We start from the raw sequence: 23,045 nt of genomic DNA on the forward strand, positions 1-23,045 counted from the left end.
CGGGATTGTCAGAACAGGCGGTGGCCGAGTACCGGATCGAGGATCTCGCGCACCACAGCGGGGCGACGGTGCGCACGATCAGGGCGTACCAGGACCGTGGGCTGCTGCCGAAGCCTGAGCGGCGCGGTCGCTCCAACGTCTACCGGGACACGCATCTGGCGCGGCTGCGCCAGATCGCCGATCTGCTGGACCGCGGCTACACCCTGGCCTCCATCAAGGAACTGCTGGAGGCCTGGGACGCCGGCCGCGGGCTCGGCGGGGTGCTCGGGCTCGTCGCCGAGGTGCACGGGCCGTGGACCGACGAGGAGGCCGCCCGGATCAGCCGGGCCGAACTGAACGAGCGGTTCGGCGGCCGTCCCGATGACGACGCCGTGGGCGAGGCGTGCGAGCTGGGGGTGCTGGAGGCGATCCCGGGGCGCCCGGACGAGTTCCTTGTGCCCTCCCCGCAGGAGCTGACCGTGGCCGCCGAGCTGTACGCGGCCGGGGTGCCGCTGTCGGCGATCACCGGGCACCTGCGGGAGCTGCGCGGGCAGGTGGAGCACATCGCCTCGCGGTTCCTGGAGTTCACCACCGAGCACGTCTTCGCCCGCTACCTCGGAGAGGTCCCGCCGACGGACGCGGACGCGGCGGAGGCGGCGACGATGGTACGGAGACTGCGCCCCCTGGCCCAGCAGACGGTGGACGCCGAGCTGGCGCGGGCGATGCGGCTGTTCGCCACCCGGCACCTGCAGCGCCACCTGGGGGCGGCCGGAGCCCCGCAGCCCTCGGGACCCGCGCCGGTGGCCCTGCCGGCGGAGACCGTACGGGCGGTGCAGGATCTGGTCGGCGCCGAGCACGTGGGGGAGTTCGTCCGGGCCGCGACGGAGCGGGAGCTCCAGGCCCGGACGATGAACGAGCTGGCCCGCCGGGGCGGCGGGTAACGGCTGCCGGCACCCGGTCAGTAGTCCACAGGGCGGATCGCTCGTTTGCCCTCAAATCCGACCCAACCAGCTGTGGACAAGTCGGTGTTGCCTGTGGGCAACTCTGTGGACGGCTCTGTGGACGGCTCTGTGGAAGCTTGTGCGGGCAGCTCAACCGATGGCCTCGTACGCGGGGTTCACGGGGCCGGTGCTGCCGATGGTGCCGGTGGGGCCGGCGACTCTGACGGGACCGGCCGGCGACTCCTGCGCGCCGCGCCGGGTGCCTCCGTACAGGAGCGCGGCGAGGGCCAGGCCCAGCACGCCGCCGACCAGCTGGGCCGCGACGAATCCCGGCAGCGACTGCGGGGCGATCCCGGTGAAGGAGTCGCTGAAGGCGCGCCCGATGGTGCCCGCCGGGTTGGCGAAGGAGCCGGACGAGGTGAACCAGATCGCGGAGGCGACGTACGCGGCGACCGCGGCCGGAATCAGCTTCGGACGCCCGATCCGCTCCAGCCCCTGGATGACGAGGACGAGCCCGGCGGTGGCGACGATCTCGCCGACGAGCAGGTGGCCGCCACCGCGGACCTGCGTGGAGAAGGTGCCGGGGGTGCGGCCGAACATCACCTCGGCGAGGACGGCCCCGCCGATGGCGCCGGCGGTCTGGGCGGCGGTGTAAACGAGGGCCTCCCGGCCGCCGAGCCCCTCGCCACCGGTCCGGCGCGCCCACCAGGAGGTGAGGGTGACGACCGGGTTGAGGTGGGCTCCGGACAGCGGCCCCAGGAGGGTGATGATCAGGCCGAGGCCGATGGCCGAGGCGAGCGAGTTGGCGACGAGGGCGACGCCGGTGTCACGGCTGAGGTCGGCGGCTTGGATACCGGAACCGATCACGACCACGAGAAGGCCGGCGGTGCCGACGAGCTCGGCGACCGCACGGCGCGGCAGGGAAGCGTGGATTGTCATGGGTTCTCCCCCTGGGGCAGCAGTACAGCGGAAAATGTATTCCGTATCTTGGAAACGCGATAGAGGGTGTCCCACCGTGCCCCGCTCCGGCGGAGCGCCGATAAATCCCTGCTCGACCCCTGCCCGAGCGGGCAAGCTGGGCTCATGGACGACAGACGCACCGTGAAGGTGTCCAAATACGTCTCGAAACATCTGCGGCATCAGCCGGAACGCATCGGACTGGTGCTCGATCCCCAGGGCTGGGTGGAGATCGACGATCTCCTCCGCGCGGCCGCCGCCCACCGCTTCCCCATCAGCCGCGCCGAGCTCGACCACGTCGTCGCGGCCAACGACAAGCAGCGGTTCGCCGTCGACGGCACCCGCATCCGCGCCAACCAGGGCCACACCGTTCCCGTGGACCTGGACCTGCCGGAGGCCGAACCGCCCGCGTACCTCTACCACGGCACCGTGGCCGCCGCCCTGGACGCGATCCGCGCCGAGGGCCTGCGTCCCATGGCCCGCCACCACGTGCACCTGTCCCCCGACCGGGAGACCGCCACCCGCGTGGGCGCGCGGCGCGGCCGGCCGGTCGTGCTCGCCGTGGACGCGGGGGCGATGCGCGCGGCCGGGCACGTCTTCCGCGTCAGCGCCAACGGGGTGTGGCTGGCGGACGCCGTACCGCCGCAGTTCCTGCGCTTCTCCTAGCGCGGGAATTCAGGACGAGATTGTCAGATCATCCCCCTACTCTGTTCCTCATTCCGATCCGTGAGGGGGGTACCTCGCGATCGCCGAACCATCCATGCGAGCACGCGAGGTGACGCCCCGTGACGTCCACATCCCCTTCCTCCACCCACTCCGACCCTTCCGCCAACAGCTTCCAAGTCGATCTGCGCGGCCTGGTCGACCTGCTCTCCCACCACCTCTACTCCAGCCCGCGCGTCTACGTCCGCGAGCTGCTGCAGAACGCGGTGGACGCCGTCACCGCCCGCCAGGCACTCGACCCGGAGGCGGAGATCCGCATCCGCCTGTCGGCGTCCGCGGGCCGGGTGACCATCGAGGACAGCGGTATCGGCCTGACCGCCGCCGAGGCCCACTCCCTCCTCGCCACCATCGGCCGCAGCTCCAAGCGCGGCGGTGACCACGGCCTCGAGACCACCCGCCGGGAGTTCCTCGGCCAGTTCGGCATCGGCCTGCTCGCCTGCTTCGTCGTGGCCCGCCAGATCCGCGTCATCACCCGTTCCGCCCGCGACCCCCAGGCCGCGCCCGTCGAATGGCTGGCCACGGACGACGGCTCGTACACCGTCCGCGAACTGCCCGACGAGGCCCGCCGGGAGCTCGGCACCACGGTCATCCTGCAGGCCCGCCCGGGAGCCGAGGAGTGGACCGTCCCGGCCAAGGTCGAGCAGCTGGCCCGTGACTACGGTTCCCTGCTCCCGTACGACATCACCTTCACCGAAGGCGAGGGCCAGGGCGACGAGCGCGGCGAGGGCGGCGAGGGCGGCGAGGGCGGCGAGCCGCGGAGCATCACCGACCGGCCCGCCGTGTGGGACCGCCCCTTCCCCACCCCCGCCGCGCGCCGCGTCGCGCTCGCCGGCCACTGCGCACAGCTCTTCGGCTTCACCCCGCTCGACAGCATCGACCTCGACCTGCCCGTCGCCGGGGTGCGCGGAGTGGCGTACGTCCTGCCCGAGCCGACCAGCCCCGCCCACCGGGCCGGACACCGCGTCCACCTCAAGGGCATGCTGCTCACGGACCACGCCGACAACCTCCTGCCGGACTGGGCGTTCTTCGTCCGCGCGGTCATCGACACGGACACGCTGCGGCCCACCGCTTCCCGCGAGAACCTGTACGACGACGAGACCCTGTCCGCGGTACGCGAGGCCCTCGGCGCCCGGGTCCGGGCCTGGCTCGCCGAGCTCGCCGCGAGTGAACCGGAGCGCCTGGCCGCCTTCCTGAGCGTCCACCACCTCGGGGTGAAGTCCCTCGCCCGGCACGACGCCGAACTGCTCGGCCTGATGCTGCCCTGGCTGCCGTTCGAGACGAGCGAGGGCTCGATGAGCCTCCAGGAGTTCACGGCCGCCCACAGCGAGATCCACTTCACGCGCACCGTGGAGGAGTTCCGCCAGATCGCCCCGATCGCGGCGGCCCACGGCCTCGGCGTCATCAACGCCGGATACACGTACGACGCCGATCTGCTCGCCCTGCTGCCCACCGTGCGGCCGGACCTCAAGGTCGCGGAACTGGACGCCGGAGCCGTCACCGAGCGGCTCGACCCGGTCCCCACCTCCGCCGAACTGGCCCTCGCGCCCTTCCTGTCCACGGCGCGCACCCGACTGGAGGCACAGGGCTGCGACGTCGTGCTGCGTGCCTTCCAGCCCGTATCCGTCCCCGCGCTCTACCTCGACGACCGCCAGGCCCGCCAGGAGCGCGACCGTACGGCGGCGCTGGACAGCGCCGACTCCCTGTGGAGCGGAATCCTCGGCGCCCTGCGCGGCTCCGCGCCGCGCGCCCGCCTGGTGCTCAACCACAACAACCCGCTGATCCGCCGGATCTCGGCCCTGCCCGACGAAGCCTTGACCGGCACGGCCGTCGAATCGCTGTACGGGCAGGCGCTGCTGATGTCCCAGCGGCCGCTGCGCCCCGCCGACTCCACGCTGCTCAACCGGGCCTTCCTCGGGCTCCTGGAATGGGCGACCCACTCCACCGACTCCCCGGAGGGACAGAAGTGACCATGCTGACGCGCGAGGAGATCGAGCAGGGCCTGTCCGAGAACAGGAACTCCCCGAACGGAGCCGCCCGCAACGCGCATGCCGAGGCGCTCGTGGGTGCGGCGGAGGCGATCGGTGACGGGGCGCTGTTCCGCACGGCCCTGGACAACCTGATCAACGCCTATCTCTGGAGCGCCGAGTCCTCCAAGATGCTGGTGCCCTTCGCCCGGCTGCTCCAGGAGTACGACAAGGACCCCGGCGCCTTCGGCCGGTGGGACGCCCATTCGCTGTTCTGGCAGTTCAAGTGGGTGGCCACGGCCATCAGCGATTCCCCCGAGATCCCGCTGGAATCCGCCGTCGGCTGGCTGGACGAGATGGAGCGCCGCTACCGGATCGCCGGCTACAGCGAGCGGCCGGTCCGCGAGGCCGAGCTGTGGCTCGCCGACGCGATCGGCCAGGACGACCGGGCCGAGCGGGCCCACCAGGCCTGGCTGGCCGCCGACCGCGACGACATGAGCGACTGCCACGCCTGCGAGCTCAACGGCCAGGGCGCGTACGCCGTGCTGCGCGGGGACGACGCCCGGGCCCTGGAGCTCTGGCAGCCCGTCCTGGCGGGCGAGCGGACCTGCGCCGAGGAACCCCACCGGCTGCTCGCCACCTCGCTGCTGCCGCTGCTGCGCCTGGGCCGTTTCAACGAGGCCCGTGCGCACCATGTACGCGGCTACCGCATGGCCCGCGGCAACGAGAGCCTGCTGCCCTCCATCGCCAAGCACATCGAGTTCTGCGCCCTGAGCGGCAACGAGTCGCGCGGCCTGGAGATCCTCGCCGAGCACGCCGCCCACATGAATCCGCTGGTCAACGTCGACGACCAGATGGCCTTCCACGGCGGCATCCTCGTACTGCTGCGCCGGCTGACGGAGCTGGGGCACGGCCAGAGCCCGGCCGTCCCGTACGACGGCGTCCCGCACACGGTCTCCGAGCTGTACGACGTGCTGCGCGCGAGCTCCCTGGAGATCGCCCGGCGCTTCGACGCCCGCAACGGCACCACCCGGGTATCCGACCGCTTCCTCGCCCGGATCGGGCGGGAGCCGCTGGTCGGCGTACTGCCGCTGGGCGTGCGCAGCACGGCGCTGCCGCAGCCGGCCGCCGCTGCGGACGCCCCTGCGGCCGCGATCGTGCCGGCGCCGCCCGCGGCCGATTTCGAGGAGCTGGTGGAGCGGGCCCGACAGGCTCGGGAACAGCGGCATCCGGCCGCGGACGTGCTCTGGGCCGAGGTCGGCGCACGGGTGGACGCGCGCCCGGAGGACGAGGTGGACCTGCTGCTCGCCGCCGATGTGGCGGACCAGCGGGCCCTGACTGCGGCCCGCGGCGGGGCCGGGAACGCCGCGGAGCTGCTGGAGGCGGTCCGCGACCGCTACCGCTCGCTCGGCCAGGCAGAGCGCGCAGCGCTGGCTGAGCTGCGGCTGGCGAGCGCGGCCGCGCAGTCCGGGGCCGAGCCGCAGCGGATCCGGGAGCTGCTGGTGGTGGCCCTGAAGGCCGCCGAGGCGCTGGACGCGGACGAGCCGCTGCGCGGGCGCCGGATCGCGCTGGCGGAGCTGTCGTCGATCCGCGTGGAGTCGTACCTGCGCTCGCTGGAGGCGGGCCCCGAGCACGAGCACCTCCACGAGCCCGGCCAGGACCACGGGCACGGCGAGCTGGCGGCCGAACTCGGCGCCTTCGTCTCTGCGTACGCGCAGGATCTGCCCGATCTGGCGGCCGAGGCCGAGGAGATGTTGGGCCGCGTCGCGCTGTCGCAGGGCGAGCCCGAGCGGGCCCTGCCGCTGCTGGCCGCGTCCGCGGCGCGGGCGGTGTCGGCGGGCCTGCCCTGGCAGGCGGTGGACGCGTTGGTGCTGCGGGCCGGTGTGCTGATGTCGGTGGAGCGGCCCGAGGAGGCCGAGGAGGCGGCGCGTTCCGCGTTGGAGCACTCCGCGGAGGTGACGGAGGCCGAGACGCAGGGCGTCGTACGGCTCACCCTCGCGGACATCCTGCTGCGCCGGGCCGACGCGGCGGCGGAAGCGGCCGAGCACGCCCTCACCGCGGCGCACTGGTTCGACCAGGCGGGTCTGACCGCCGACGGCGGGGCGCAGGCCCGGCTGGTGCTGGCCCGGGCGTACGCGCGGGAGGGCCGGCACGCCGACGCGGCGGAGGTGTTGCAGTCGACCCTGCCCGATCTGCTGGAGCACGGCGAGGGACAGGCCGTCTCCGTACGGGAGTTCCTCGGCGATCTGCTGCGGCAGCTGAACGACTCCCGGGCGGCGGCGGAGCAGTACCTGCTGGCGGCGGAAGTGGCCAAGGGGTGGGAGGACCCCCGCCCGCAGGCCGCCTTGGCGCAGGCGGCGGCGGAACAGCTGTCCGCCGCGCGCCTGGACCAGGAGGCACTCGCCGCGTACGAGCGGTCCCTGGAGCTGTTCCGGGTGACGGGGGATGCCCCGATCGCCGAGGTGCGGATCCTGCGCTCCCTGGCCTGGATGGCGCCTCGCGGAGACACCGGTGCGGCGGCGTGGGCGCGGGCACGGGACCTGATGGACCAGGCCGCCGGGGTTCTGGAGACCGCGCTGGCCGAGAACGCGGAGACGGGCGAGGCCGGGGCCGTCCAGCAGCTGCGGGCCGAGCTCGCCCAGACCTGGCTGCAGCTGGCGCAGGTGCTCGACTGGCGGGTCACCTCGCACGAGCAGGCAGCGGACGAGGATGACGGCGGCGAGGACAGCGGGGACGGTGAGGGCTCCGACCGCGCCGAGGTGGACACCGAGGCGCTGCGGCTGGAGGAGATCGAGCTGACTGCCCGGGCCGGCGACCTGTACGCGGAGCTGGGTCCGGACCATCTGGGGGACCGGCTCCAGTGCGTGCAGTACGCCGCCTGGACCGAGGAGGAGATCGGTCGCGCCGAGGCGGGAGCCGCTCGGCTCTCGGTACTGGTCGAGGAACTCCGGGCCATGCCCGAGGGGGTTCCGGAGGATCTGCTGGAGCGCGCCCAGTCCGCCCTCGACAACCTGCGGTCCTGAGTGCGATGCCCCCGTCGCCCGGCGGCGACGGGGGCATCCTCTCCGTTTCAGCTGTCCAGCTGGGCCAGGCCCTCGGTGGCGATCTGTTCGAAGACGTTCTCGTCGGCCGCGAACTCGGAGTCCGGGATCGGCGCGTGGATCACGATCTCGGTGATGCCGAGCGCCTGGTGACGGCCGGCGAAGTCGACGAACGCATCGACGGAGTCGAGCATCGTGTTGCGGTCCGGGGTGAAGCCGGTCAGCAGGATCTTCGCCATCGGCTCGGACGCGCGGCCGATCTCCGCGCAAGCCTTGTCTAGCCGGGCCAGCTGGCCGCGGATGGCCTCCACCGACTGCTCGGTGGTGCCCTCTTCGAAGAGCTTCGGATCGCCGGTCGTCACCCAGGCCTGGCCGTGGGCGGCGGCGAGCTTCATGCCCCGCGGGCCGTTCCCTGCGACGGCGAAGGGCAGTCGCGGCTGCTGCACACAGCCGGGGAGGTTGCGGGCCTCGTCGGCGGAGTAGAAGGTGCCGCGTTCGCTGACCGCATCCTCGGTGAGCAGCCGGTCCAGCAGCGGTACGAACTCCGCGAAGCGGTCCGCGCGCTCACGCGGAGTCCAGGGGTCCTGTCCCAGGGCGGAGGCATCGAACCCGTTGCCGCCGGCGCCGATACCGAGGGTGAAACGGCCGCCGGAGATGTCGTCCAGCGACATCAGCTCCTTGGCCAGCGTCACCGGGTGCCGGAAGTTCGGTGAGGTGACGAGCGTGCCCAGACGCATCTTCTCGGTGGCGGCGGCCGCCGCGGTCAGGGTCGGGATCGCGCCAAACCACGGCCGGTCGCGGAAGGACCGCCAGGTCAGGTGGTCGTAGGTGTATGCGGTGTGGAATCCGAGCCGCTCGGCTCGCACCCACTGGTCACGGCCGCCCTCACGCCACGGGCGTACCGGGAGGATCACAGTGCTCAGACGCAGACTCATGCGTTCGAGACTACGGCCCCGCTCATGTTTCACATGAAACATCGCCCGTCGCCGGCTCACCCCGGGCACCCGCCCGCCGGCGCCCGGGGGAGAAACATCGCCATCCGGTGCAGGAGCCCGGCTCACTCTGGTCGGCTGTCGCAAGGCCATGGGTGAAGATGGATCCGTGACCTCGGCTCCCCAGCGCCCGGACGGGCAGACCCCCACTCCCCGGCTCATCGCCACCGACCTCGACGGCACCCTGCTGCGCGACGACAAATCCGTCTCGCTCCGCACGGTCGCCGCGCTCGCCGCTGCCGAGGAGGCCGGGGTCGAGGTCTTCTTCGTGACCGGCCGCCCGGCCCGCTGGATGGACGTGGTCAGCGACCACGTCCACGGCCACGGCCTGGCGATCTGCGCGAACGGGGCCGCGGTGGTCGATCTCCACGCGGGTCGGGAGTTCGTGCAGGTCCGCGCGCTGCCGCGGGCCACGGCGCTGACGGTCGTGGAGACGCTGCGCGCCGCCGCGCCGGGCACCTCCTTCGCGGTCGAGATGACCACCGGCATCAACTACGAGCCGCTGTACCCGCCCTTCTTCCAGGACCCGGGTGCCCATGTGGCCACCGCCGAGAAGCTGCTGGAGGAGGAGGCGGACGACACCTCCGCTCCGGTCCTCAAGCTCCTCGCGCACCATGCCGAGCTCGCCCCGGACGAGTTCCTGGCGCTCGCCCGCTCGGCCGCCGGCGCCTACGCGTCGATCACCCGCTCCAGCCCGACCGCTCTGCTGGAGATCAGCGGACCGGGGGTCTCCAAAGCCAGCACCCTGGAGCTGTGCTGCGCCGAGCGCGGTATCTCACCGGCCGAGGTCGTCGCCTTCGGGGACATGCCGAACGACGTGGAGATGCTCCGCTGGGCGGGCACCTCGTACGCGATGGGCAACGCCCACCCGGACGTGATCGCGGCCGCCTCCGGCCGTACGGTCGCCAACAACGAGGACGGCGTTGCCGTCGTCATCGAGCGCATCCTCGCGGATCGCGCCGCGCAGCGGCGCTAGGACGAGCGCCCGGACGAACCCAGGGACGTCAGAGCGGGGCCTCCCACACCAGGGTGGTCCCGGTGCCGTCCTCCCCGATGCCGGGGCCGTACGAGCTCGACCCGCCCAGCGATTCGGCCCGCCGGCGCAGATTCCGCAGCCCGCTGCGCCGGCCGCCCTCGGGGATGCCCACCCCGTCGTCGGCGACCTCCAGCCGCACCCCGGGCCTCCCGTCGGCCAGAGTGCCGGTGCAGTCCACGACCACCTCGATCCGGGACGCCTCCGCGTGCCGGAAGGCGTTCGACAGGGCCTCGCGCAGCGCCGCGATCAGGTTCTTGCCCACCAGTTCGCCGACCACCGTGTCGATCGGCCCGAGGAAGCGGTGCGCCGGCTTGAAGCCCAACGGCACCGCGGCCATGTTGATCTCCCTCAGGACCCGGGTGCGCAGCCCCGACGGAGCCTCGGCCGGTCCCTGCTGAAGCGCGAAGATCGCGGTGCGGATCTCCTGGATCGTCACGTCCAGCTCGTCCACGGCCTTTCCGACTCCGTCGACGACCTCGGGGACGACGGAGCGCCGCTGGGCGCCCTCCAGCATCATCCCGGTGGCGAACAGCCGCTGGATGACCAGGTCGTGCAGGTCCCGGGCGATCCGGTCACGGTCCTCGAACACCGCGAGCCGCTCCCGGTCGCGCTGTGCCTCGGCCATCATCAGCGCGAGCGCAGCCTGGGAGGCGAACTGGGTGGCCAGTGTCCGCTCGGCCTCGCTGAACGGCCTCTTGCCTCGGGCCCGCGGGGTGACCAGCGCGCCCAGCACCCGCCCGCCGCTGTGCAGCGGCAGCATCATGCAGGGCCCGTACTGGCTGGTCAGCCGACTGATCATGCGCGGGTCGCCGGCAGCGTCCTCCACGAAGACCGGCTCGCCTTCGAGCAGCTTCGCCACCACCGGGCTCTCGGCCGGGATCACCAGGCCGAGCGAGGTGGCCGCGCTCTCGGCGGAGACGGCGACGATCTCCATGCCGCCCTCCTCGGCCGGCAGCATCACGATTCCGGCGGCGGAATCCGCCAGGTGGCGGGCCTGCTCGGCCACCACCGAGAGGGCGTCGTCCGCGTCCCCGCCCGACAGCAGGGCGGTCGTGACGGCCACCGAGCCGTCGATCCACCGCTCCCGCTGGGTGGCGGCCTCGTACAGCCGGGCGTTGCCGATGGCGATGCCCGCCTCGGTGGCCAGGACCCGGACCATGTGGACGTCGTAGTCGTTGAACCGGCCGCCGCCGTTCTTCTCGGCGAGGTACAGATTGCCGAAGATCTCCCCCTGCACCCGGATCGGGACGCCGAGGAAGGTCTTCATGGGCGGGTGGTGCGGCGGGAACCCGGCCGAGCGTGGGTCCTTCGTGAGATCGGCGAGCTGCACCGTGTCGGGATGGGAGATCAACGCGCCGAGCAGGCCCCGCTTCCCGTCCGGCCGGTGTCCGATGTTCCGGGCCGTCTCGGCGTCGATGCCGAAGGTGACGAAGTCCGACAGGCCGCGGCCCTCGGTGTCGACGACCCCGATCGCCGCGTACCGGGCGTCCGCGAGCTCGGCCGCCGTCTCGCAGATGCGGTCCAGGGTGGAGTGCAGTTCGAGGCCGGTGCCCACGGAGCGCATGGCCTCCAGCAGTTGTGGCACCCGTGCAGTGAGCTCGGTGGAGAGGCCCTGCAGACTCCGGGTGGCCTGGGTGGCTGCCTCCAGCGGGTCCGGTGTTCCGGGGGGTGACTCCGGCGGTTCCTGCGACTCCTGCGCTGACATGCCCTTGAGACTAGTTAGTCCGTTTTACCGGGGAAAGTCGGCCAGGGCTCGGTCGGCCGACCGCTCCCGCTCCAGCAGGTTGCGCAGCGGACCCTCGGCTGCGGCCAGCTCGGCGTACGTGCCGCGCTGTACGACCGCTCCGCGCTCCAGTACGAGCACTTCGTCGACCGCTTCCAGGCCGGCCAGCCGGTGCGTGATCAGCACGGTGGTGCGGCCCTCGGTCGCGGCGAGCAGGTCCGCCGTCAGGGCGTCCGCGGTGGCCAGGTCCAAGTGCTCGGCCGGCTCGTCGAGCACCAGGACGGGGAAGTCGGCGAGCAGCGCCCTGGCCAGGGCCAGCCGCTGGCGCTGGCCTCCGGAGATCCGCTCGCCGTGCTCGCCGACCAGGGTGTCCAGCCCGTCCGGGAGGCCCTCGGCCCACTCCAGCAGCCGGGCCGCCGCCAGGGCCTCCCGCAGCTGCTCCTCGCTCGCCCCGGTCCGGGCCAGCCGCAGGTTCTCCCGTACCGAGCTGTCGAAGAGGTGCGCGTCCTGCGCGCACAGGCCCACCATCCGGCGGACCTCGTCGCTGTCGAGCGTGCGTGCGTCGGTGCCGCCGAGGCTGTACGTGCCTTCGTGCGGGTCCAGGAACCGCAGCAGGACCTGCGCCAGCGAGGTCTTGCCCGCACCCGAGGAGCCGACGACGGCGATCCGCCGGCCGGCCTCCAGGGTGAGGTCCAGTCCGCGCAGCGCGTCCTGCTCCTGTCCGGGGTGCCGGGCGGCGAGTCCGGTCAGCCGCAGCGGGAACGGGGAGGCCGGTACCGCGGCCGGCCGCTCCGGCTCGGCGACCGGTACGGGAGCGTCGATGACCTCGTAGATCCGCTCGGCGCTGCGGCGCACCCGCTGCCGGTACTGGACGGCCTGCGGAAGCCCGTTGACCGCCTCGAAGGCGGCGAGCGGGGTCAGCACGGCCACGGCCATGGCCACCCCGGACAGCCGTCCGTCGTGCACGGCGTCGGCGGCCAGGGCCGCGGCTACCACCACGGTCAGCCCGCACACGAGGGCGGTCAGCCCGCTCCCGAGCCCGGTGGCGGCGGCCCCTCGCGCGGAGATGCCGGTCAGCGTCCGGTCGCTCTCCTTCGCGGTGTCCTTCCGCCCGGCCAGCGCGCCGGCGACGGTCAGCTCGGCGGTCCCCGTCAGCAGATCGGCAACCCGGGTGGCGAGTTCTCCCCGGGCCAGCGCCAGCCGCCGCTCCGCACGCCGGGCGCAGGCCCCGCTGACCAGCGGCACCCCGACCCCGGCCGCGAGCAGCCCGACGGCGAGTGCGGCCCCCGCCCCGGGCAGCAGCCAGGCGGTGAAGGCGACCGAGCCGGTGCCGACGAGTACCGCGGTCCCGACCGGCAGCAGCCAGCGCAGCCAGTAGTCCTGGAGGGAGTCGGCGTCGGCCACCAGTCGGGCCAGCAGGTCTCCGCGCCGCTGCTCGCGCAGCCCGGCGGGCGCGATGCGCTCCAGCCGGCGGAACACCGACACCCGCACGTCGGCGAGCATCCGCAGCACGGCGTCGTGGGAGACGAGCCGCTCCGCGTACCGGAACACGGCCCGCCCGATCCCGAAGGTCCGGGTGGCCGTGACGGCCACCATCAGGTAGAGCACGGGCGGCTGTTGCGAAGCCCGCGAGATGAGCCATCCGGAGACGGCCATCAGCCCGACGCTGCACCCGACGGCCAGTGCCCCGAGCAGCAGGCCGAGCCGGAACCGCCCCTGCCACGCCTTGGCCACCGCCCGCACCCGCCGGAGCGGATCGCCCCCGCCCGAGTCGGCGCCGCCGGTCCTGGCCGCCCTCTCGGGGGCGCTGCCGAGGATCCACTCCCCGGGGCCGGAGGGCCCGTTGCGCTCCCCGCCGAGGCCGTCGGAGGCCCCGGCCGTGGTCCTCCCGGGCCGGACGCCGGACGAAGTCGGCTGCACCCCCGACGCGCTCGGCAGGACCCCCGTCGCGCCCACACGCACCACCCGGTCGGCCACGGCCAGCAGCGCCGGCCGGTGGACGACCAGCAGCACGGTCCGGCCCACCGCGAGGCGTCGTACGGCCTCGACCACGGCAGCCTCGGTCTCGCCGTCGAGAGCGGCGGTCGGCTCGTCCAGCAGCAGCACCGGCCGGTTCGCGAGGAACGCCCGCGCCAGTGCCAGCCGCTGGCGCTGTCCGGCGGACAGCCCGACCCCGCCTTCCCCGAGCTCCGTGTCGACACCGCGCGGCAGCGCGGCCACGAACTCCCATGCCCCAGCGTCCTTCAGTGCCTCGGCCACCGCGTCTGCGGACGCGTCCGGCCGTGCCAGGCGTACGTTCTGCGCGATCGTCCCGGCGAACAGGTGCGGCCGCTGCGGCACCCACGCGATCCGCTCCCGCCACTGTTCGAGCGACAGCGAGGCGAGGTCCACGCCCCCGATCCGCACCCGCCCCGCGGTCGGCTCGACGAAGCCCAGCAGCACCCGGAGCAGCGTGGACTTGCCCGCCCCGCTCGGTCCGGTGAGTGCGACGCACTCACCGGGTCCGACCGCCAGCGAGACCGGTCCTGGTGAGTCCTCGCGCCGGCCCTCGTAGCGGACCGCGACCCCGTCGAACTCGATCCGCAGCCCCACGGCCGGCACCGGGGCCACGCCGCCGGAAGCGGCGACGGGGGTCTGGAGCACCTCGAAGATCTCCTCCGCGGCCGCCAGCCCCTCCGCCGCGGCGTGGTACTGCGCCCCGACCTGGCGCAGCGGCAGATACGCCTCGGGCGCCAGGATCAGGATGACCAGCCCGGTGTACAGGTCGAGCTCCCCATGGACCAGCCGCATGCCGATGGTCACGGCGACCAGCGCCACCGACAGCGTCGCCAGCAGCTCCAGCGCGAAGGAGGACAGGAAGGCGATGCGCAGCGTCCGCACCGTCGCCTGCCGGTAGTCGTCGGTGATCTTGCGGATCGACTCGGCCTGGGCCTTGGCCCGGCCGAAGACCTTCAGCGTCGGCAGCCCGGCCACCACGTCCAGGAAATGCCCCGACAGCCGGGACAGCAGCCGCCACTGGCGGTCCATCCGGGACTGGGTGGCCATGCCGATCAGCACCATGAACAGCGGAATGAGCGGCAGCGTGACCACGATGATGGCCGCCGACACCCAGTCCTCGGTGACGATCCGGGCGAGGACCGCCACCGGGACGACCACCGCGAGCCCCAGCTGCGGCAGGTAGCGGGAGAAGTAGTCGTCGAGGGCGTCCACACCCCGGGTGGCCAGCGCCACCAGCGACCCGGTCCGCTGCCCGCTCAGCCAGCCGGGTCCCAGATCCGCGGCCCGGTCCAGCAGCCGGCCCCGCAGCTGCGATTTGACCGCCGCACTGGCCCGGTGGGCCGCCAGCTCCGTGAGCCAGGCGAGCAGACCGCGCCCCAGCGCGACCGCCGCGAGCAGCAGCAGCGGCGTCCGCAGCGCCTCCCCGTCCAGCCCCTGCTCGAAGGCGCCGACCACGATCTCGGCGATCAGCATCGCCTGACCGACGACCAGCCCTGCCCCGGCAAGTCCCAGGGCCACCACGGCCGCCAGGAAGAGGCGGGTGGAGCGGGCGTACCGAAGCAGGCGCGGGTCGATCGGTTTCACGTGAAACATCCCCCAGAGCAGGGTCAGGGATCAGTGCGCATCGACGATGTGCTGCGTACCGATCCGCTTGCGGAACACCCAGTACGTCCAGCCCTGGTAGAGCAGGACGAGCGGCGTGGCCACTCCCGCGCACCAGGTCATGATCTTCAGGGTGTACGGGCTGGACGAGGCATTGGTGACCGTGAGGTTCCAGGCCTCGTCCAGCGAGGACGGCATCACGTTCGGGAAGAGCGTCAGGAAGAGCATCGCGACCGCGGCCGCGATGGTGATCCCGGACAGGGCGAACGACCAGCCCTCGCGGCCCGCCAGGTTGAAGCCCAGGGCCCCGAGCAGTGCGAGGACCGCGACGGCCATGGCGATCAGGCTCTTGCCGTCACCGCGCGAGACCTGGGTCCAGATCAGGAAGACGAGGGCCAGCACGGCGGTGAGCACGCCCAGTCGCGTCGCCAGCGTGCGCGAGCGCTCCCGGATGTCCCCGACCGTCTTGAGCGAGGTGAACACCGTTCCGTGGAAGGTGAAGAGGGTGAGGGTGACGAGTCCGCCGAGCAGGGAGTAGACGTTGAGCAGGTCGAAGAGGCTGCCGACGTACTCCATGTGCTCGTCGATCTTCACTCCGCGCACGATGTTGGCGAAGGCCACGCCCCACATGAACGCGGGGATCAGCGAGGTCCAGAAGATGGCGTGTTCCCAGTTGGTCTGCCACCGCTCCTCGTCCCGCTTGTGCCGGTACTCGAAGGCGACACCGCGGATGATCAGGCAGACCAGGATGACCAGGAGCGGCAGGTAGAACCCGGAGAAGAGGGTCGCGTACCACTCGGGGAAGGCGGCGAAGGTGGCACCGCCCGCGGTCAGCAGCCAGACCTCGTTGCCGTCCCACACGGGCCCGATCGTGTTGATCAGGACCCGCCTCTCGGTGCGGTCGCGGGCGAGCAGCTTGGTCAGGACGCCGACTCCGAAGTCGAAGCCCTCCAGGAAGAAGTAGCCGGTCCACAGGACGGCGATGAGCACGAACCAGACGTCATGGAGTTGCATGGTGCGGTCCCCTCCCTCAGTACGAGAAGGCCATCGGCCGGTCGGGGTTCTTGTCGTCCCCGCCGATCTTGGTGGGCGGGTTCAGGTCGGCTTCGGTCAGCTCGGGCGGACCGAGCTTCACGTACTTCACCAGCAGCCGGACTTCGATCACCGCGAGCACGGCGTACAGGAGCGTGAAGCCGATCATCGAGGTGAGCACCTCGCCCTGGGACACGTGGGGCGAGACCGCGTCGCGTGTGCGCAGGACTCCGTAGACCACCCAGGGCTGACGGCCCATCTCGGTGAAGATCCAGCCCCAGGAGTTGGCGATGAGCGGGAAGCCCATGGTCCAGAGGGCGACGATCCAGTACCAGGTGGTGAACCGGGGGCTCAGCGCCTTCTTGAAGAGGACCAGGTACGGGACCTCGTCCTCGCCGGTGCGCAGCCCCGGAGGCAGCATGAACTTCTTCCGCGTGAGCCAGAGCCCCAGTACGCCGACGCCGAGGGAGGCCATGCCGAAGCCGATCATCCAGCGGAAGCCCCAGTAGGCGACCGGGATGTTGGGCCGGTAGTCGCCGGGCCCGAACTTCTCCTGTTCGGCCTTGTTGACGTCGTTGATGCCGGGGACGAAGGAGGTGAAGTCGTCGTTGGCCAGGAAGGACAGCAGGCCGGGGATCTCTATCGCGACCTTGTTGTGGCCCTTTTCGACGTCTCCGTAGGCGAAGACGGAGAAGGGCGCGGGCGCCTCGCCGTCCCAGAGCGCCTCCGCGGCGGCCATCTTCATCGGTTGCTGCTTGAACATCACCTTGCCGAGCAGGTCACCGCTGATGGCGGTGCCCATGCCGGCGATGATCAGCGTGATCAGGCCGAGCCGCAGCGAGGTCCGCATCACGGGGATGTGCTTCTTGCGGGCCAGGTGGAAGGCGGAGATGCCGACCATGAAGGCGCCGCCGACCATGAAGGCCGCCGTGATGGTGTGGAAGAACTGGGTCAGCGCGGTGTTCTGCGTGAGGACCAGCCAGAAGTCGGTGAGCTCGGCCCGGCCCCGCTCCTCGTTGATCCGGTAGCCGACCGGGTGCTGCATCCAGGAATTGGCCGCGAGGATGAAGTACGCGGAGAGGATGGTGCCGATCGAGACCATCCAGATGCAAGCCAGGTGGATCTTCTTCGGCAGCTTGTCCCAGCCGAAGATCCACAGGCCGATGAAGGTCGACTCGAAGAAGAAGGCGATGAGCGCCTCGAAGGCCAGCGGCGCCCCGAAGATGTCACCGACGAAGCGCGAGTAGTCGGACCAGTTCATGCCGAACTGGAACTCCTGCACGATGCCGGTGACGACACCCATGGCGATATTGATCAAGAAAAGCTTGCCCCAGAACTTGGTGGCCCTGAGGTACTTCTCTTTCCCCGAACGCACCCAGGCGGTCTGAAGGCCTGCCGTGAGCGCGGCGAGCGAGATCGTCAGCGGGACGAAGAGGAAGTGGTAGACGGTGGTGATGCCGAACTGCCATCGGGCCAACGTCTCTGGCGCCAAAGCTACGTCCACGTCGTCGTCTCCTTCGGTGCGCCGTGGTCACTGCCGCAGTTTGCCTGGCGTGTTCCGCCCAATACGGGATGAAGCAGGACACGCTTGTGAACGCGTTCACATTCACAAGCATTATGTCGCACCGGCTTCGACGCGTTTCAGGCGGGGGTCCCTCTAGCCAACACATTCAACAGATTGTTGAATGCCGCTCATGAGGATTCGTATCTCCTGGCCCGCGGGCCAGCTCACGGCAACCCTTGACGAGACCCCGACCAGCAAGGCGCTGGCCGAGGCCCTTCCGATCTCCGCCTCCGCCAACACCTGGGGCGAGGAGGTCTACTTCGACACCGGCGTCTCCGCGGCGCTGGAACACGACGCCCGGCAGGTCGTCGACCCGGGCACGGTCGCGTTCTGGACCGAGGGCGACGCACTCGCGCTGCCCTACGGCCCCACACCCATCTCGCGCGGAGGCGAGAGCCGCCTGGCGAGCCCGTGCAATGTGCTCGGCTCGTTCGACGGCGACCCCCGCCTGCTGTCCACCGTCCGCGACGGCGACCCGATCCGCGTGGAACTCGCGTAGCCGCTCAGAGCCCGCGCAGTCCCCGATGGCTACATCTCCTTGAAGAAGGCCTCCGCCGTGTGCAGGAAGATGTCGTTCGCCTCGGGCTCACCGATCGTGACCCGCAGGCCCTCGCCCGCGAAGGGCCGGACCACCACACCGGCCTTCTCGCAGGCCGCCGCGAACTCGGCGGTCCGCTCCCCCAGCCGCATCCACACGAAGTTCGCCTGCGTGTCCGGCACCATGGTCCAGCCCTGGCCGAGCAGCGTCTTGTGGACCCGGGCGCGCTCGCCCACCAGCGCCCCGACCCGGCCCATCAGCTCGTCCTCGGCGCGCAGCGAGGCGACCGCCGCGTCCTGCGCGAGCTGGCTGACACCGAACGGCACCGCCGTCTTGCGCAGCGCCGCAGCCACCGGCTCGTGCGCCACCGCGAAGCCCACCCGCAGGCCGGCCAGGCCGTACGCCTTGGAGAACGTACGCAGCACGCAGACGTTCGGGCGGCTGCGGTAGAGCTCGATGCCGTCCGGCACCTCGATGTCGCGGACGAACTCGCGGTACGCCTCGTCCAGCACCACCAGGATGTCCGAGGGGACCCGGTCCAGGAACCGCTCCAGCTCGGCGCGGCGGACCGCGGTGCCGGTGGGGTTGTTGGGGTTGCAGACGAAGATCAGCCGGGTCCGATCGGTGATCGCGTCGAACATCGCGTCGAGGTCGTGCACGTCCCCGTCGGTCAGCGGCACCTGAACGGACTTCGCACCCGAGATCTGCGTGATGATCGGGTAGGCCTCGAAGGACCGCCAGGCGTAGATGACCTCGTCGCCGGGGCCGGCCGTCGACTGGATCAGCGACTGGGCCACACCCACCGAGCCGGTGCCGGTGGCGATGTGCTCTACCGGCACCCCGAACCGCTCGGCGAGCTCGTTCACCAGGCCAGTGCAGGCCATGTCGGGGTAGCGGTTGAACTGTCCGGCCGCCGCGATCGCGGTCTCCAGCACCCCGGACAGCGGCGGGTACGGATTCTCGTTCGAGGACAGCTTGTACGCGACGGGCCCGCCCGCGGCAGCGGGCTTCCCGGGCTTGTAGGTGGGAATGCCGTCCAGCTCGGCGCGCAGCTTCGGGCTCTTCTCGCTCACCGCAGGTCCTCCTCGACCGTCCCGTACGACGTCGCCGTCGACTCAATACTGCTCACCTTATGAGGATTCCGCTCTCCCGAAAATGGGCGGCGCCAGGATTGCGGGGGAGCGCACGCATATATGCGTGCGCCGGTGGCCCGCGCCGTGGCGCGCATCCCTCGTACAGGTGAGTTGAGACCGTCCCGAGACCACACCGTTTTGGCATGCCCGTACCCGCCGACAAACGCCCTGCTTACTCTCCGCACTCAAATTTCTTCATTTCCAAGGTCATTGGGGGTGGCGAACCATGCAGAATCGTGCCTGTCAACGCGTGCATATGCACCCGGACCACCCACCCCGCCGAGCCCTACTATCGGCTCGCCATGACAGCAGCAGGGAAGCATCAGGTGAGCCGGACCGAGACCACCCGGCGGGCCGCCGGCCGACAGGGCCGGGCCGGCATCAGGGACGTGGCCGCCGCGGCGGGCGTCTCGATCACGACCGTCTCCGACGCGCTCAATGGCAAGGGACGGCTGCCGGACGCCACCCGCCGCCACGTTCGCGAGGTCGCCGATCGGCTGGGCTACCGCCCCTCCGCCGCGGCCCGCACCCTCCGTACCGGCAAGTCGGGCCTCATCGGCCTGACCGTGACCACGTACGGGGATGAACCTTTCACCTTCACCGAATTCGCGTACTTCGCCGAGATGGCCAGGGCCGCCACCTCCGCCGCGCTCGCCCGCGGCTACGCCCTCGTCATCCTCCCCGCCACCTCCCGACACGACGTGTGGTCCAACGTGGCCCTCGACGGCACCGTCGTCATCGACCCCTCCGACCACGATCCCGTCGTCAGCGAACTGGTCCGCCAAGGCCTCCCCGTCGTCTCCGACGGCCGCCCGGCCGGCTCCCTCCCCGTCACCGCCTGGGTCGACAACGACCACGAGGCCGCCGTACTCAACCTGCTCGACCACCTCGCCGCCGCCGGCGCCCGCCGGATCGGGCTGCTGACGGGCACGACCACGGACACCTACACCCGGCTGTCCACCACCGCCTACCTCAACTGGTGCGAGCGCGTCGGCCAGGACCCCGTCTACGAGTCCTACCCCGCCCACGATCCGTGCGCGGGCGCCGTCGCCGCGGACCGGCTGCTCGCCCGGCCGGACCGGCCCGACGCCGTCTACGGGCTCTTCGACCCCAACGGGACCGATCTGCTGGCCGCCGCCCGGCGCTACGGCCTGCGCGTCCCCGAGGACCTGCTGCTCGTCTGCTGCAGCGAGTCCACCGTGTACGCGAACACCGAACCGCCCATCACCACCCTCTCCCTCAAACCGCGCCGCATCGGCACCGCCGTCGTACAGCTGCTGATCGACGCCATCGAGGGGGTCGACACCGGCCGCCCGGTCGAACAGGTGGTCCCGACCGAGCTGATCGTCCGTACGTCCTCGCAGCGCAGGCAGCCCCGTACGACCGTCAGCCCGCCCCGTTCACCGGCCAAGGACTGACCGCCGCAGCGCGATACCGGCGGGGCCAATGGCCCCGCCGGGGATTTTCGCAACACCCATTTCGGTAGAAAGCGGCAGGAACTGTTGGTTCCGCCCAGGATTCACCACCCCTGGTGCGTCACAGAGCGCGAGCCGCATTCCTATGATGGGCGCACGACATCACGGACCCTCCGCCCAGGAGGCCAGGGGTCCGCAGGTGTACGGCAGCGCGACGGTGGTGGAGGGGTCGATGACTCAGGGGGCCGGTCAGGGACCCGCGATGCGGACGGAGACGCTGCGGGACTTCCGAGTTCCGGTCACCGAGCCCGTCCCGTACGGAGTGCCCGGCGCGCTTCCCGAAGAGGCCCCGGTGTACGGCGAGTACCCCGCGTACTACGGGGAGGGCGCGCCGGTGCCCCCTCACCCGCCTCTGCCCCCACAGCCCTCCGTACCCCCGCAGCCGCCCATGGGCCAGGACCCCGCCGCTGGCGGACCGGCCCCGGCGGACGGGGACGATCTCGACGAGGGCTACACCCCCACCCACCGCGATCTGCCGATCATCGGCCGCGGCGGACCGGGCGACACCGTCCAGGTCCAGTACGTTCCCCAGGAGTCCCCGGCCGCGGGCCCCGGACCGCTGTACGTGGTCGGCGACGTGCACGGCTATCTGGACGAGCTCGTCCACGAACTCCAGGCCCAGGGGCTCATCGACGCCGACCGCCGCTGGTCGGCCGGTAACGCCCGCCTCTGGTTCCTCGGCGACTTCACCGACCGCGGCCCCGACGGCATCGGCGTGATCGACCTCGTCATGCGACTGTCCGCCGAGGCCGCCGCCGCGGGCGGCTACTGCAAGGCCCTCATGGGCAACCACGAACTGCTGCTCATCGGCGCCAAGCGGTTCGGCGACACCCCCGTCGCCTCGGGCGCGGGAACCGCCACCTTCCAGGCCGCCTGGCTCCTCAACGGCGGCCAGCGCACCGACATGGAGCGCCTGGAGGACGTGCACCTGCAGTGGATGCAGCGGCTGGACGCGGCCGTGCTGGAGGACGGGCACCTGCTGCTGCACTCCGACACCACCGCGTACCTCGACTACGGCGACTCCATCGAGGACGTCAACGACACCATCCACGAGCTGCTCAACCGCAACGACGCCGACATCACCTGGGACCTGTTCCGCAAGTTCACCAAGCGGTTCGCCTTCCGCGACGAGGAGACCGGCCCCCAGGCCGTACGCGAACTCCTCGACACCTACGGCGGTGGCCGCGTCGTGCACGGACACAGCCCGATCCCGTACCTGCTGGGCGAGGTGGGCACCGAGGACGGCGACGAGTCGCGCGGACCGGAGGCCGTGAACGGCCCCCACGTGTACGCGGAGGGACTCGCCATCGCCATGGACGGCGGGGTCACGATGGCGGGCAAACTGCTGGTCGTGCAACTCCCGTTGAACGACTGAGGGTTATCAGAACGGGGGTAATTTCAGGAAAGCCCCTGTCACGGCGTGGCATGGGCGCTCTACCATCGCCCTATCCGTAGCAGGCTCTCCTCCGTTTGTGCCGGCGCCCGGGTCTACGCGGGCAAACCGGTCCCTACGGAGCATCGGGGGATGCACATGAACAGCGCTCCGCACCTGCTGACCGAAGACCGACCCGAGTTCGATCGGCTCCTCGACGAGGCGCTGCGCACCGCGCACGAACGGCCCGAGCTCGCCACCCTCGGCGAGCGCCTCAACGCCGAACAACTGCGCACGATGGCCATCGGGGCCAGCGCGCTGCTGACGGCCGCGGCCGCGGCCGAGTACGACCACTACGTGAAACTCCGCGGAGAGCGGCGCGATGAAGTCCTGTCCACCCCCGGTTCGGCCGGGGACCAGGGTGCCGGTCAGCAGGGCGAGGACGGCGCGGGCGTCAGTGCCGTGGTCGCGGTACTGGCACCGGTCCTCGCCGGCACCGCCATGCTGATCTTCCTGCTCGTGGGCTACGTCTTGAAGGCGGTCGAACCCGAACCGGCCTTCGCCAACACGATGCTGACGGCGGGTTGGCTGTTCGGCGCGCTGACCGTGGTCTCGCTGCTGTTCGCGGTGATCGGACTGCTGGTGACGGCCGTCCGCAACCGGGCGACCGAGGTGGTGGCCGAGGACGAGTCCGACGCGATACCCGACGAGGTCGCGCGGGCCCGCGAGGCCTGGCGGCATGCCCTGCTGGAGCGGGGCATCCTGCCGTTCCTGCGGGACGCGCTGGCCGATCCGAGCACGGCGCCGGCGTATCCGGCCCCGCACACGCCGAAGGCCGGGCGCATCCCCAACCTGGGATACACCCGGCCCGACTTCACCAGCCCGGGGTCCCCCTCACAGGGCCCCCGCCCCGGCTACACCCCGCCGGACTTCACCAGCCCGGACTTCAGCAGCCCGGACGGCGGCACGCAGTAG

The 23,045-nt window shown here is 71.6% G+C and carries 16 protein-coding genes; 9 read left to right on the top strand and 7 right to left on the bottom strand.

Translation table 11 applies throughout. The features are described 5' to 3' along the window. Nucleotides 1–5 precede the first annotated feature (5 nt). A complete protein-coding gene (locus OG509_RS18830) occupies nucleotides 6–920 on the top strand; it encodes a MerR family transcriptional regulator (RefSeq protein WP_385586701.1) in 915 nt (304 codons plus the stop codon). Nucleotides 921–1,070: 150 nt separating this feature from the next. Here OG509_RS18830 and OG509_RS18835 read toward each other — a convergent pair whose 3' ends face one another. Then, a complete protein-coding gene (locus OG509_RS18835; protein WP_406183633.1) occupies nucleotides 1,071–1,859 on the bottom strand; it encodes an aquaporin in 789 nt (262 codons plus the stop codon). A gap of 144 nt (nucleotides 1,860–2,003) precedes the next feature. Between OG509_RS18835 and OG509_RS18840 the strand changes: the two genes are divergently transcribed. From OG509_RS18840 to OG509_RS18850, 3 genes are all read left to right on the top strand, one after another. Beyond that, a complete protein-coding gene (locus OG509_RS18840) occupies nucleotides 2,004–2,543 on the top strand; it encodes an RNA 2'-phosphotransferase (RefSeq protein WP_030153271.1) in 540 nt (179 codons plus the stop codon). A 119-nt stretch (nucleotides 2,544–2,662) separates the two neighbouring features. Next, on the top strand, nucleotides 2,663–4,567 hold the full coding sequence (locus OG509_RS18845) for an HSP90 family protein (protein ID WP_406183634.1): 1,905 nt from the start codon (nucleotides 2,663–2,665) through the stop codon (nucleotides 4,565–4,567). Continuing rightward, entirely contained in the window at nucleotides 4,564–7,587 is a 3,024-nt protein-coding gene (locus OG509_RS18850) for a tetratricopeptide repeat protein (RefSeq protein ID WP_406183635.1), read from the top strand. Before OG509_RS18845 ends, OG509_RS18850 begins: the two co-directional genes overlap by 4 nt. Nucleotides 7,588–7,634: 47 nt before the next feature. Here the strand turns inward: OG509_RS18850 and OG509_RS18855 are convergent, their stop codons facing one another. Beyond that, nucleotides 7,635–8,540, bottom strand: a complete 906-nt coding sequence (locus tag OG509_RS18855; RefSeq protein WP_406183636.1) for an LLM class flavin-dependent oxidoreductase — start codon at nucleotides 8,538–8,540, stop codon at nucleotides 7,635–7,637. Between the two features lie 148 nt (nucleotides 8,541–8,688). On the opposite strand from OG509_RS18855, the gene OG509_RS18860 reads away from it, so the two are divergent. After that, the gene (locus OG509_RS18860) at nucleotides 8,689–9,573 is read left to right on the top strand and encodes a Cof-type HAD-IIB family hydrolase (protein WP_406183637.1); all 885 of its coding nucleotides are present in this window, start codon (nucleotides 8,689–8,691) and stop codon (nucleotides 9,571–9,573) included. A gap of 28 nt (nucleotides 9,574–9,601) precedes the next feature. On the opposite strand, the gene OG509_RS18865 is transcribed toward OG509_RS18860, so the two are convergent. From OG509_RS18865 to OG509_RS18880, 4 genes are read right to left on the bottom strand one after another with little or no spacing between them, the layout of a single operon-like run. Beyond that, nucleotides 9,602–11,338, bottom strand: a complete 1,737-nt coding sequence (locus OG509_RS18865) for a GAF domain-containing sensor histidine kinase (RefSeq protein WP_406183638.1) — start codon at nucleotides 11,336–11,338, stop codon at nucleotides 9,602–9,604. A 24-nt stretch (nucleotides 11,339–11,362) separates the two neighbouring features. Continuing rightward, nucleotides 11,363–14,947: a thiol reductant ABC exporter subunit CydD gene (gene cydD / locus OG509_RS18870; protein ID WP_406183639.1), complete on the bottom strand. Its 3,585-nt coding sequence runs from the start codon at nucleotides 14,945–14,947 to the stop codon at nucleotides 11,363–11,365. 21 nt (nucleotides 14,948–14,968) lie between these two features. Beyond that, on the bottom strand, nucleotides 14,969–15,970 hold the full coding sequence (cydB, locus tag OG509_RS18875) for a cytochrome d ubiquinol oxidase subunit II (protein WP_406183640.1): 1,002 nt from the start codon (nucleotides 15,968–15,970) through the stop codon (nucleotides 14,969–14,971). Between the two features lie 16 nt (nucleotides 15,971–15,986). Beyond that, complete coding sequence (locus OG509_RS18880; RefSeq protein ID WP_406183641.1) at nucleotides 15,987–17,492, bottom strand: cytochrome ubiquinol oxidase subunit I; 1,506 nt, start codon at nucleotides 17,490–17,492, stop codon at nucleotides 15,987–15,989. A gap of 190 nt (nucleotides 17,493–17,682) precedes the next feature. Here OG509_RS18880 and OG509_RS18885 point away from each other — a divergent pair, with 190 nt between their 5' ends. Next, complete coding sequence (locus tag OG509_RS18885) at nucleotides 17,683–18,051, top strand: cyclophilin-like fold protein (protein WP_385585824.1); 369 nt, start codon at nucleotides 17,683–17,685, stop codon at nucleotides 18,049–18,051. A gap of 29 nt (nucleotides 18,052–18,080) precedes the next feature. Here the strand turns inward: OG509_RS18885 and hisC are convergent, their stop codons facing one another. Next, entirely contained in the window at nucleotides 18,081–19,163 is a 1,083-nt protein-coding gene (hisC, locus tag OG509_RS18890) for a histidinol-phosphate transaminase (protein WP_406183642.1), read from the bottom strand. A 362-nt stretch (nucleotides 19,164–19,525) separates the two neighbouring features. Here hisC and OG509_RS18895 point away from each other — a divergent pair, with 362 nt between their 5' ends. The 3 genes from OG509_RS18895 to OG509_RS18905 all read left to right on the top strand — a co-directional run bounded on the left by OG509_RS18895 (nucleotide 19,526) and on the right by OG509_RS18905 (nucleotide 23,045). Continuing rightward, nucleotides 19,526–20,641 carry a LacI family DNA-binding transcriptional regulator gene (locus OG509_RS18895; protein WP_099890691.1) on the top strand — a complete coding sequence of 372 codons (1,116 nt, stop codon included), beginning with the start codon at nucleotides 19,526–19,528 and terminating at the stop codon, nucleotides 20,639–20,641. Between the two features lie 214 nt (nucleotides 20,642–20,855). Beyond that, on the top strand, nucleotides 20,856–22,073 hold the full coding sequence (locus tag OG509_RS18900; protein ID WP_385585849.1) for a metallophosphoesterase: 1,218 nt from the start codon (nucleotides 20,856–20,858) through the stop codon (nucleotides 22,071–22,073). Nucleotides 22,074–22,223: 150 nt separating this feature from the next. Further along, nucleotides 22,224–23,045, top strand: coding sequence for a hypothetical protein (locus OG509_RS18905; protein ID WP_406183643.1), 822 nt, complete (start codon nucleotides 22,224–22,226; stop codon nucleotides 23,043–23,045).

It is taken from the genome of Streptomyces sp. NBC_01006 (genome assembly GCF_045162725.1).
Taxonomy (GTDB): domain Bacteria; phylum Actinomycetota; class Actinomycetes; order Streptomycetales; family Streptomycetaceae; genus Streptomyces.